Origin of the sequence: Mucilaginibacter rubeus (assembly GCF_003286415.2) — a bacterium.
GTDB lineage: Bacteria > Bacteroidota > Bacteroidia > Sphingobacteriales > Sphingobacteriaceae > Mucilaginibacter > Mucilaginibacter rubeus_A.
This window is the reverse complement of record NZ_CP043450.1, coordinates 5,400,948-5,412,142: the sequence shown is the minus strand read 5'-3', so window position 1 is coordinate 5,412,142 and position 11,195 is coordinate 5,400,948. Positions and strand designations below refer to the sequence as shown.

Annotated in this window: 12 protein-coding genes; 1 reads left to right on the top strand and 11 read right to left on the bottom strand. The window is 40.7% G+C overall.

Annotated features, from left to right (window positions below):
- Nucleotides 1-360 precede the first annotated feature (360 nt).
- Nucleotides 361-1,407, top strand: a complete 1,047-nt coding sequence (locus DEO27_RS21575; RefSeq protein ID WP_112575283.1) for an acyltransferase family protein — start codon at nucleotides 361-363, stop codon at nucleotides 1,405-1,407.
- Nucleotides 1,408-1,801: 394 nt separating this feature from the next.
- Here the strand turns inward: DEO27_RS21575 and DEO27_RS21570 are convergent, their stop codons facing one another.
- The 11 genes from DEO27_RS21570 to DEO27_RS21520 are packed head-to-tail and all read right to left on the bottom strand — an operon-like array spanning nucleotide 1,802 to nucleotide 11,029.
- Nucleotides 1,802-2,488: a MarR family winged helix-turn-helix transcriptional regulator gene (locus DEO27_RS21570; RefSeq protein ID WP_112575285.1), complete on the bottom strand. Its 687-nt coding sequence runs from the start codon at nucleotides 2,486-2,488 to the stop codon at nucleotides 1,802-1,804.
- 37 nt (nucleotides 2,489-2,525) lie between these two features.
- On the bottom strand, nucleotides 2,526-3,593 hold the full coding sequence (locus DEO27_RS21565) for an oxygenase MpaB family protein (RefSeq protein WP_112575286.1): 1,068 nt from the start codon (nucleotides 3,591-3,593) through the stop codon (nucleotides 2,526-2,528).
- A complete protein-coding gene (locus tag DEO27_RS21560) occupies nucleotides 3,593-4,840 on the bottom strand; it encodes an NAD(P)/FAD-dependent oxidoreductase (RefSeq protein WP_112575288.1) in 1,248 nt (415 codons plus the stop codon). Before DEO27_RS21560 ends, DEO27_RS21565 begins: the two co-directional genes overlap by 1 nt.
- Nucleotides 4,841-4,843: 3 nt before the next feature.
- The gene (locus tag DEO27_RS21555) at nucleotides 4,844-5,500 is read right to left on the bottom strand and encodes a flavin reductase family protein (RefSeq protein ID WP_112575290.1); all 657 of its coding nucleotides are present in this window, start codon (nucleotides 5,498-5,500) and stop codon (nucleotides 4,844-4,846) included.
- A 1-nt stretch (nucleotide 5,501) separates the two neighbouring features.
- Nucleotides 5,502-6,218, bottom strand: coding sequence for an SDR family NAD(P)-dependent oxidoreductase (locus DEO27_RS21550; RefSeq protein ID WP_112575292.1), 717 nt, complete (start codon nucleotides 6,216-6,218; stop codon nucleotides 5,502-5,504).
- Nucleotides 6,215-6,898: a GTP cyclohydrolase I FolE gene (gene folE / locus DEO27_RS21545; protein ID WP_112575294.1), complete on the bottom strand. Its 684-nt coding sequence runs from the start codon at nucleotides 6,896-6,898 to the stop codon at nucleotides 6,215-6,217. The genes DEO27_RS21550 and folE overlap by 4 nt, the downstream gene beginning before the upstream one ends.
- Nucleotides 6,895-7,650, bottom strand: coding sequence for a lycopene cyclase domain-containing protein (locus tag DEO27_RS21540; protein ID WP_112575296.1), 756 nt, complete (start codon nucleotides 7,648-7,650; stop codon nucleotides 6,895-6,897). Before DEO27_RS21540 ends, folE begins: the two co-directional genes overlap by 4 nt.
- Entirely contained in the window at nucleotides 7,647-8,117 is a 471-nt protein-coding gene (locus tag DEO27_RS21535) for a sterol desaturase family protein (RefSeq protein ID WP_112575298.1), read from the bottom strand. Before DEO27_RS21535 ends, DEO27_RS21540 begins: the two co-directional genes overlap by 4 nt.
- Before the next feature lies 1 nt (nucleotide 8,118).
- On the bottom strand, nucleotides 8,119-8,640 hold the full coding sequence (gene idi / locus DEO27_RS21530; protein WP_112575301.1) for an isopentenyl-diphosphate Delta-isomerase: 522 nt from the start codon (nucleotides 8,638-8,640) through the stop codon (nucleotides 8,119-8,121).
- A gap of 38 nt (nucleotides 8,641-8,678) precedes the next feature.
- Complete coding sequence (locus DEO27_RS21525) at nucleotides 8,679-9,515, bottom strand: phytoene/squalene synthase family protein (RefSeq protein WP_091221228.1); 837 nt, start codon at nucleotides 9,513-9,515, stop codon at nucleotides 8,679-8,681.
- Entirely contained in the window at nucleotides 9,512-11,029 is a 1,518-nt protein-coding gene (locus DEO27_RS21520) for a phytoene desaturase family protein (protein ID WP_112575303.1), read from the bottom strand. Before DEO27_RS21520 ends, DEO27_RS21525 begins: the two co-directional genes overlap by 4 nt.
- Nucleotides 11,030-11,195 lie beyond the last annotated feature (166 nt).

Below are 11,195 nucleotides of genomic sequence, written 5' to 3'. Positions count from 1 at the left end.
GCGATGCGATAGATATTTTAATAACTGACGAATATCAAGACAATAAAGAAACACTTTTATGTTACATCAACGCAAGAAGCCACTGACAAAGATAAAACTCAGGTCGGAGAAGTAATTTCCATTTAGTGCAGCGCTTATTTATTGGTAATATTTTCAATAATTACAAGCTTTATAGTTGTGGTTAAAAAGGAGGAATTAAAAAGAGTATACGTTTTACCCGGATGGTGGCCCTGAAAATATTATATTTGTTGTCGCTTATATTCATTCCAAGACTACTTAATGACGAGCCAAAAACATTATCAGAAAATAGATTTTCTACGGGGCATTGCGATAATTTATGTTATTATTTATCATTATTAACTGGTTCTGTTTCCTGACTATCCAATAACAAAGTATGATCAAAATGGAATTATAGATATTCCAAATATTAAATTACTGATACTTAATTTTTCACCATCCGCATTTGGATTTACCGGTGTTACTTTATTTTTAATAATCAGTGGGTTTCTGATCCATTTAGGATATTTAAAGAATAAGGAAATCTTTAATGCTTCAACTTTTTTTAGCAAGCGATTTTGGCGAATATTTCCACCGTATTGGTTTGCATTATTAACTTTTACCATCATATTGAATCGTCATGATTTTTCTAATATTAACTTTAGAGATTTAATTTTTCATTTTTTCACGATCCATAACCTCTTTGATTCTACATTTTTTTCAATAAATGCCTCTTTCTGGAGTTTAGCACTCGAAGTACAACTTTACTTGCTTTATCCCTTCTTCTTATTTTTAAGGAATAAAATAGGAATAAAAACAACATTTAAATTGATTTTGGCTTTGTCGATTGCTGTTTTAGTCTTGGGTATATTCTTCAATGATTTAATCAATAAAGTATCTTACATTAATTCAGTTTTTGAATTATGGTTCATCTGGGCTGCAGGAGCATATTTTGCGGAGGCTTTTTTTAATAAAAAGCGAGTGTTCAAAAAGGGCGCGCTTATTATTTCTTTAATTTCATTTCTGATATTATTTGCCGCCAAAAGTTTTTTGTATGCAAACTATCTGTTACAATATATAGCTACATTTTCATGGATCGCTTTTATTGATTGGATATTGCACAATGAAAAGGTTGATTTAAAAGGAGTTCTATCAAGATGGATTGTTAAAATCGGTATATGCAGTTACAGCATATATTTATTTCATCAGCCCTTATTGTATCTGATTTTCAATTTCTACGACAAGCATTTTAGGGCTCATTTCAATCATCCAATCCTAATTCTTATCCCTGCTTTTGTGGGAATATTTGCGATGTGCTATTTTCTTTATCTAACCATTGAGCGTACGGCTATTTCAATTGGTGCAAATTTGAGGGAAAAGAAATCCAATAAAATCCAACAATTGCTTTAAAAATAAGAAGGTCACCAGGGCAAAGCGATTTATTTTAGTGCCGGATAAAGACAACAAAGAAGCGCTGTAAATAAATCATTTACAGCGCTTCTTTGTTGAATAATGACAAGCGGAGAGGGAGGGTTCAGAACCTGTCTCTGTATTCTTTTGATCTTCAGTCGATTGTATGATTTTCAAAAATCGACTCACCGCGTGACTCACCAGTTTTTTCTTGCCTGAAAATGGAGACGCAAATCTTAACGCAAAGATAGTAAATACATTACTTATTGAATGCATAAACAAATTGAAATCAAGCTTATTAACGGTGCTTAATTTGATTCAGGTTAGCGAAAGCGATATTAGAGAATAAGGATACATTGACCACGCTATACCCCGCTTATTTAAAGGTTCGTCATTATTCCGGTGCAATTTCTGCTGCTATTTTTTTAAGGTCTTCCTTGTTAATAATGCTCTTCTTTTCGTATTGCTCCAAATGAAAGTTTTCCAGTTTTTGTAAAAGATATTGCAACGTGAATTTTTCAGCAATCGTCAGTCTTCCGGTGATGATCGTACCCACATAGCTGGTATGTTCGAATACCTGAAATAGTAATATTTTTCCCTTATCAGTAATGGCAATATGTTTACTTCTTTTATCCTTTTCGTCGTCCCATTGCCTTACCAAACCGTGGGCGATCAGACGTCTGAGCACCTCCGTACCCGATGTTTTTTCCTGTAGATTATAGCTGATCAGTTCACTTTTTGACAAATGGCTATGTGTTAAAAGGATCGCCAAAGCGGTAAAATCTTCGGCGGTTTGCAAGGGTGTGCCTTCCAGCGCCTTTTTTATATAAGATTTCGCATAGCGGCTCATAAAAACAAACAAGCGACCAATATTATTATCCAGCTGATAGGCAATATCCAAAGCGGCGCTGTCATTAGCGCCGAACCTAACTTCACTACTCTGTGTATTACCGGCAGGGTCACCAACTTTATTCAGCAAAAAACCTGCAAAATCCTGCAAAGACGCTTGCCGTCCCTGGTTTTCTTTTTCCAGTTCGGCTACAAGATCGATCAGTTGGTGAATAAGTTGGTATGATTTCATGTTTTTATAAAATTAAGCATACAGACAATTTTCAAATTTAGTTTCTTTTGGCGAGTTCCGGGTTTTGAGTTTTGAATGCAGCGTAAGCCGCCCGGTAATTTTGCTTAGCGTCTCCCTGCGGCTTAAAGCTTCTCAACAGGTTCAGCGTTTTGATCAGCGTCAATTTATAAGCGGGCAGTTCAGGAGCATTGATCGCCAGCATATCCGCCATTTCTTTTCCAAGCAGGTAACGCATTAAGCCAAGGATATCGTTAGCCGTCGCCTTACTTTTATTCACCGACAGGATATGAGCGGTCAACGATCCGGTTAATTCCTGCCCATGCGCAGAAACAGTGAATTGCCTTCGTTTGATAGTGTTATCAAGTTGCTGCGCCATTTTAGAATTTTCGGGGATCAGATCTGCATCTAAGCCCGATAAGTAACCTACTACCGCCCAGATATGCATAAACGCTGCCTGATCTTCCTCGCTAACGCTGTAACCGAGCATTCGTAACCCGCGAATTACGATCAGCGAAAATGACAGGTTTGTCCCGGCCATGTCTTCCTGGTTTATGGGTAATCCCCAGCTATCGTTCCATTTGCCGCTATGAAGCGTGTAGTAACGAACGGCCGCATGCATGATCCTCACTTTTAAAATTTCTTCAAAAGCGCTTCCGTTTTTACTGAAAGCATCCGGCCCCATTACTTCCCAAACAAAAACAGCGGTATCAAAAAGCCTTTTGGTGGTTTGCTTGCGGATCAGCTCGGACAAGTATAGCACCATTGCACCATTGGCTGCATTATAACAATAGGGTAATGATAACAACCCAAGTAAACTCATAATGATCTCAGAGTGCCGGGCAAAGAAAACAGCGCCGGTTTTCATTAGCCGTGGCTGTGCCCACGTGGGCAGTTCTGTAGCGTTATCAATAAAGGCAAAACCCGGAAAGGCATCTTGTAATAAATTCAAATGTAAAGTACCAGAAGCGCCACCCATCCAGTCCTGTAATTGCTTTTTCTTTGCCGGATCGCTAAAAACATAACGTATAAACTCATCTGCCTGCGCGTCGCACAATAGCCGTTTACGGTCTAAAAGTTCATTGCTATATAAATTATGATTGATCATTAAAACATGGTATTTATCATGGCCTCTGCAGCCTGCCTGCCACTTTTCATCGCTGCATTAATCGAGCCATTCATCAAATAATCACCACAGGTGAAGCATTGGGCATTCACCAACATAGTTGTATAATCAGGTTCATTGGTTACGTGGTCGTCATTGGGCAGCGCATAATCAATATGGTAGGTTTTTAAATGCTTCCAGCTGACGGCTTCGGGATACCAGAGTTTCAATTCATTAACCACATTTTCCTGGAGTTCGTTTTGGTTGGCTTTAGAATGATCCCCGATAAGCGACAGTGAAATTAAAGTATCACCGTTTTTAGAGTACCCGGTAGAAATACGATCCATTACCGCTATGTTATTTACAATTTTTCCCGGTAACGTATTTAAAGCTATAAGAGGCTTTTCGAACGGTCTTTTTTTAGCGGTGAAATACATATTGCTCACAGAATGATGTTCAATTTTCGAATTTCTGTTACGTATGGGGGAACTTAAAGGATCGGTAGCGATCAAAACATAGTTAGCCTGATAGACAACCCCATCTGTTGTTGTTACCGAGCCGCCATTAACTGCTGATACATTTTGATGAAACAGCAGTTCCTGGGAAGAAAGGCATTCAGCAAGTTGTTTAGGTATCATGCCCATTCCTTTGGCAGGGATCGCAGCATTACCTTCGCTAAACATTTTAAAAACAAACTCAAACATTCTGCTGGAAGTACTTAGCCGGCCTTCGAGAAAGATCCCTGTCATAAAAGGGCGGAAAAACTGGTTCATGATCGTTCCGCTAAAACCTTCTTTTTTCAGGTATTCTGTAGTGGTGATCTCCGGCTCTGAAAATATCTCATCTATACTTTTACCAGCCAATTTTAGCTTTAAGCGGAGCATGCGTAGTTTATCAGCAAATGTAGCGGCTGAAGACAGCAAAGTGCTCACTATCGAACCTGGCTGCCTGGCCGGATCACCTAAAGTAGTGATACCATCCCTATTCAAAATAATTGCGCCGGGATTAAATTTGCATAATTCCAGCGTCTTGTAATCTAATAGTTTTTTGGCTTCGGGATAAGCTGTCAGAAAAACCTGGAAACCCCGGTCGAGCAGGTAGCCATCTACCTCATCTGTTCGCACTCTGCCACCCACTCCATCGGAGGCCTCCAAAACCAAAACCGATTTTCCGGCAGCTTTTAATATTTTGGCAGCTGTTAAACCGGCTATTCCCGCACCTATAATAATCACTTCCGCGTCTTTTTTCATCGCTTATGTATTGAAGTTGACATGTGTATTTAATAGATGAGGTTCAACATCGGGCTTGGCATAGGCGAGTTGCCCAACGGGTTGCGGAAGATAATAAGTGTCCAAACCGGCCACGGTCATGGTTCTTGCTTTACCGTGATCAGCTGTTCCATCTTGACCGATCAATCCATCTTCTGTTAGGATATGAACTATTTCACCAATTACAATGGTTGTTCCGTTAACTTCCATATCAATCATCTCACGCAGTTCCAGCCCTATGCGTATGTTGGATGCTGTAACAAAAGGCGCTTTAAAGCCATTCACATAATGCTTTTTGAAATGGCAGGTATCAAATTCAGAAACGCCCGAAGGATAACTTGCGCTGGTTTGGTGTGCCTGCATGTACCATTCGGGCAGCACGTTATTGAGGGTGTATTGTCCTGTTGATCTGATATTACGCAACGTATCATTGTGCTCACGTTCAGGCCGGATCACCATTCCGATAAGCGGCGGGTTGGCACCCAAATGGAAAACAGAACTGATGATACACAAGTTGGTGATACCGTCATTGCCGGTTGTGCCCAAAAGATTCAAAGCCCGGTAGCCTATCAAACTATTGATCAGGCTTGTTCGGTATTGCTTTTCCATCCGATAGATCTGTTCGCTCTTTATATTCTGCATCTTAACTTGTTTTTAATTTACCTAAGCCACCATCCATGCCGATAACCTGCCCGGTCATCCAGCTGGTCTCATCCGATAATAAAAATGCGATCAGCCGGCTGATATCTTCGGATTGCCCTATCTTTCCTAAAGGATGGCGTTTAGCAGAGGCTTCCCGTTTTTCAGCTGTGCTCAACAAGGTTTGAGCGAGTGGTGTATCTGTTAACGACGGTGCAACCACGTTAACCCGGACATGCTGAATAGCAAGCTCTGCTGCTAAAGAAAGGGCCATACCTTCAACCGCACCTTTTGCCGCTGCGATACTGGCATGGTATGGCATGCCTGTTTTGGCAGCGACAGAACTGATCAACACGATAGATGAACCGGCGGCATTTTTTATAGGTTTAATAGCTTGCCGGATAATACGTGCTGCACCTAAAACATTCAGCTGGAAATCCTTCAAAAAGTCTTCATCGGTTAACCTGCTGAATGGTTTCAGCGTAATGCTGCCAACCGAGTAAACCAGGCCGTGCAATTGATCAGGAAGGAACATTTCCACGGCATCCAAATTTTCTAAAACGTCGGCTTTTAAAAAATGTACATCTTCCGGCCACTCGGCTGATGCCGATCTTGATATCGTATAAATATTGGCTTGCTGCTGATGAAGCAATTTAATCAGCGACAGGCCGATGCCGGAACTGCCACCGACTACCAGGATATTTTTTCCGTTGAAATTCATGATCCGATATACTTTAAAAATTCATTCTTAGTTTCCATATTTAAAAACTGTCCGCTATATTCAGCGGTAAGCGTGGTGCTGCCGGCGTCTCTTATACCACGACTGGATACGCAATGGTGGTGCGCATCTATGATAACCGCTACATTTTCGGAGTCCAATGCTTCTTTGAGCATATTGGCTATTTGCATGGTGAGCCTTTCCTGCACTTGCGGCCTTTGCGAACAATACTGAACAATCCTGTTCAGCTTTGATAAACCTATCACCTGCCCGTTACTGATATAGGCAACGTGGGCTTTACCCACAATAGGTACAAAGTGGTGCTCACAGTTACTAAATACAGCAATATTCCGTTCCACCAACATCTGGTTATAGTTGAATGGATTTTTGAATAAAGTGGGTTTGGGTTTATTAGCAGGGTTCAAGCCGCTGAAGATCTCCTTCACGTACATTTTAGCCACCCGCTTAGGCGTATCTTTCAAACTGTCATCTTCCATATCCATTCCCAAAGTTTCCATGATCGCTGTAAAATGTTTGGCGATAAGTTCCATTTTGGTATCGTCGTCCAGTTCAAAAGCGTCGGGACGGAGTGGCGTGTCAAAGGCAGCATTATAATGATCCTGCTCCAGATCAGTTACCACCCGCGCTAAAGTTAAGTCATTCAATATTTCGTTTTTTATCATGAAATTGTTTTAACATAAGGTAAAGAGCTTTTGCTATTTATCGTCTTTCTCTGATTTTTAAACCAAGGGTAAAACCTCGCGCTTAAACCTGTATAGATCATTACATTTAGTAAGATCAAATCCATGCCATAAAAGATATCCTCAACGGGAATGGTCAAAATACGTAAGCCTATAATATGTGCCGGGTTGTACCAAACTACCGGGTTTTCCAGGCCGGTGCCAGTTAGCAAACCATTCACGATCAGGAAGGGAAGCAATAACAGCAGATAAGTGATATAGAATTTTGAAAGCCAGCTTACTTTTATAATAAACTGCGCGGTAAAAAGTAAGATAGTTAAAGCAGCGAAAGTATAACACGTATAATCCTGTTTACGAAAACAGATTGCCATAAATAAAGAAAAGGTTATCAGTAATGAGCTAATGATAATCGGATAACGGGCAGATATCTTTTTTTTGATCGTTACATTTAAACAGGCATAAGTGAACACACATGAGTAAGGGATACAAAAAAAGAACAAGACTTCTTCAACAGGCAAGTTACCGATGTAGAGGCCTGTGAGGTAAACAGGATTAAAGCCCCATATTTTTAAGTGGGTGAAATACATATCCCAGGCAATAAATACTATCCCTGTCAGGAGCATTGCCGGGAAAAGTGAATGCCAGTTTTTGTAAAACTTCAGGCTGGAGTGAAATGAAAAAAGAAAGGGCACTAGCACCGAAAAAAGATCGATCAGCAGATAGGTAAATCTCATGCCGGGTTGTTTTTTGAAGTGTTACGGAAATATTTCCAGGATACCCATAACATACCAAAGCTTTCGCCGTCATATTTACCCGTATGCTTATGGTGCATTTTATGCGCCCGGCGGATGGCTTTCAGGTAACGGTTCTCTGAATTACGCAGCACTTTTATGCGCTGATGGATAAACAGGTCGTGTACAAAAAAGTAACAAGCGCCATAAAGCGTGATGCCTATGCCGATACAAGTGCATACCGGCAAACGATATAGTGTTCCTGCCGCAAGACAGGCAATGCCTGGAAGCGCGAAGATCAGGAAGAACAAGTCATTACGTTCCAGAAAGCCGTAATGTTCTTTCAGGTGGTGATCACGGTGCAGCGGCCAGAAAATACCATGCATCACATATTTGTGGGTTAACCAAGCCACACCTTCCATTCCTGAAAATGAAGCTAATATAATCGCAATGTTAATGAGCAATTTCATTTTAAATAATTTGACGATAGATTTCCAATACTTTTTCCAGGCATATTTTAAACCAGGCTGTATATTGCTCGGGCTGTTCCAATAATTCAAAAATCAACAGATCGGTATCTATATACCTGAACCCGGCCACTTCTGCAGGATTGGGTAACGGGAACTCATCACTGATGCCCATAAAAACATGGTCGTATTCATTTTCGATTAACCCGTTCGCAAATTCATGACGATAGCTGAACTGAAATAACTCGGTCAGTTCACAATCCATTCCCATTTCTTCCCGCAAACGTCTATGAGCGGCATCCGGCGTAAATTCATCTGCACGCGGATGACTGCAGCACGTGTTAGTCCAAAGTCCGCCGGAATGGTATTTATTCAACGCTCTTTGCTGAAGCAGCAACTGGCCTTTGCTGTTGAATACAAAAACGGAGAAGGCGCGGTGCAGCGTTCCCGATATGTGAGCCTCCATCTTATCTATTTCACCAATAGCGTTACCGGCTGTATCAACTATAATTATGTTATCTTCCAATTGTTATTTATTTAGGTTACTAGATCTTTCATCATGGATTAAAGCACATTCAACTTGTACCTTACCAGTGAATCAAACATTAAATAAAACTTGTGCCCGTTTGATACCCGTATCCTTTCCGACATTACTTTTTCGGCCGGTACTTTCGCTATTTTCCCGAATAGTTTCTTATAATAAACGTAAGCCAGGTAAACACCCTTGCGGCAGGAACGTGGCAACTCCCTGATCCCTTCCAGGGCTTCGTTAAGTTCTGAAAGAATATCCTGTTCTATAGCACGCTTGTTCTCGTCTGAAAATGCAGACAGGTCAACATCCGGAAAGTAGGTGCGATTCAGTTGCTCATAGTCAGCGTTTACATCCCTGAGAAAATTGACTTTTTGAAAAGCCGATCCCAATTTCATCGCAGGGATTCTCAAGCGCTCAAATTCGGCCTGATTGCCATTGGTGAATACGTGCAGGCACATCAGTCCGACTACCTGGGCAGAACCCATTATATATTGCTGGTATTTTTCTGCATTATAAGATTGTTCACCAAGGTCCATCTCCATGCTGTTCAAAAACTGTATGATCAGGTTGTGATTGATTTTGAATTGGTTGACAACCTGTTGAAATGAATTAATTACCGGGTTAATACTGATGCCACGCTCGATAGCGGTAAAGGTGTCAGCCTTTAACTCTGCCAGCATAAGTGATTTTGGATAATTATGGAAACTGTCCACGATTTCGTCGGCTAATCTTACAAAGCCGTAAATCGCGTGTATGGGATGACGTACCTCCTTGTTAAGAAATAATATCCCCAGGGAGAAGCTGGTACTGTAAAGCCGGGTTGTTTCCCTGCTGCACGTAGCAGATAAGATATCAAATCGTTCTTTCATTTATGGTTAAGATATTGTATTAGCAATTGAGCGGAAACCTTACCCGAAATAATTGAAGGTGGTACTCCCGGCCCTGGAACGGTAAGTTGCCCGGCATAAAAAAGGTTCTTTACCTTTTTATTTTTGATGGAAGGTTTAAGGTGCGCGGTTTGCATTAATGTGTTGGCCAGGCCGTAAGCATTCCCTTTAAAGGAATTGTAATCTGTCTTGAAATCTTTTACACAGTAGCTTTTCTTATAGTCAAGTGCGGTTCTGATCGATACACCAGTATAATCTTCCAAACGTTCCATAATTAACCCGAAATATTCCGTTCTTAACGCCTCGGTATCTTGTATATCCGGTGCCAGCGGCATCAGGATAAATAGATTTTCATATCCATCAGGGGCTACGCTATCATCTGATTTTGAAGGGCAGCAAACATAAAAAAGCGGCCTTGTAGGCCATTTTGGATCTTTGTAAATTTCTGTCGCATGGAGCTTTAAATCCGCATCAAAAAATAAAGTATGATGTTCCAGTTTTTCTAATTTTAGTTTTACACCCAAATAAAAGATCAGGCTCGAAGGAGCCATTACCCTTTTTTCCCAGTAGTCGGCACTATAGTTCCTGTTGGCTTCATCAAGTAATTGTTGCTCCACATGATGATAGTCCGCCGATGCAATAACGCCTTGAAATTCATCCTCGCCATATTTAGTACCTACCTTTTCGATATGTCCATTCGCAACCCGTAAATGGCTTACCGGTGAGTTGGTATGAAAAACAACTCCCTGGGCTTCGCATACTTTTTGCATGGCTTCGATGACTTTGCCAAAACCGCCTTTAGGATACCATGTACCGAGCTTTAATCCGGCATAATTCATTAAGCTGTATAAAGCAGGCGTATCTTGTGGCATCGCGCCCAGGAAAAGCACCGGAAATTCCATTAATGTAATTAAACGAGAATCTTTAAAAAATCGCCGGACATGCTTACTTAAAGAAGTAAAAACCTGTAGTCTGAAAGCGCCTTTGATCAGATCCCAATCGGCAAACTCTGATAAAGAAAGGCCTGGTTTATAAACCAATTTATTCATCCCCGTGCGATATTTATAGGCGGCTTCTTCTAAGAAAAGCTTAAGCTGTATAGCACTTCCAGGCTCTATCGATTCAAATAGCGATTCTAAAGCAGCATAGTCCGCAGGCACGTTTAAGACATCGCTTTTTCCGAAGACAATAGTGAACCCGGGATCGAGTTGTTTCAATTCATAAAAATCGGACGCTCTATAACCGAAATCATTGAAAAAGTTCTCAAATACTTCAGGCATCCAGTACCAGCTCGGCCCCATATCAAAAGTGTAACCTTCCTCAACCATTTGACGGGAGCGGCCTCCTATGCCAATATTTTTTTCATAAACAATGACACGGTGTCCTGCCTTGGCTAAATAGGCGGCTGCACTCAGGCCGGCAAATCCGGAACCTATCACAGCGACAGAAGGCTTTTTACCGGTGATAATGTGATCAATATGATTTGGCTTTAACATTTGGCAGTTAAGGAAACAGGTTATTTTGAATTGCTGGATCAAATATAATTCAATAATATACTATATTTTAAATAATGGTATGTTTTTGTATTAATTAAGAAAGGTTTTAAATTGCATTTTCCACAAACATTATTTGCCGTTGATCTTATTGTTATCTGATAGTTTT

Coding starts and splice junctions, on each gene's coding strand:
- DEO27_RS21570 (WP_112575285.1), bottom strand. CDS start 2,488: ATGAAATCATACCAACTTATTCACCAACTGATCGATCTTGTAGCCGAA.
- DEO27_RS21565 (WP_112575286.1), bottom strand. CDS start 3,593: ATGATCAATCATAATTTATATAGCAATGAACTTTTAGACCGTAAACGG.
- DEO27_RS21560 (WP_112575288.1), bottom strand. CDS start 4,840: ATGAAAAAAGACGCGGAAGTGATTATTATAGGTGCGGGAATAGCCGGT.
- DEO27_RS21555 (WP_112575290.1), bottom strand. CDS start 5,500: ATGCAGAATATAAAGAGCGAACAGATCTATCGGATGGAAAAGCAATAC.
- DEO27_RS21550 (WP_112575292.1), bottom strand. CDS start 6,218: ATGAATTTCAACGGAAAAAATATCCTGGTAGTCGGTGGCAGTTCCGGC.
- folE (WP_112575294.1), bottom strand. CDS start 6,898: ATGATAAAAAACGAAATATTGAATGACTTAACTTTAGCGCGGGTGGTA.
- DEO27_RS21540 (WP_112575296.1), bottom strand. CDS start 7,650: ATGAGATTTACCTATCTGCTGATCGATCTTTTTTCGGTGCTAGTGCCC.
- DEO27_RS21535 (WP_112575298.1), bottom strand. CDS start 8,117: ATGAAATTGCTCATTAACATTGCGATTATATTAGCTTCATTTTCAGGA.
- DEO27_RS21525 (WP_091221228.1), bottom strand. CDS start 9,515: ATGAAAGAACGATTTGATATCTTATCTGCTACGTGCAGCAGGGAAACA.
- DEO27_RS21520 (WP_112575303.1), bottom strand. CDS start 11,029: ATGTTAAAGCCAAATCATATTGATCACATTATCACCGGTAAAAAGCCT.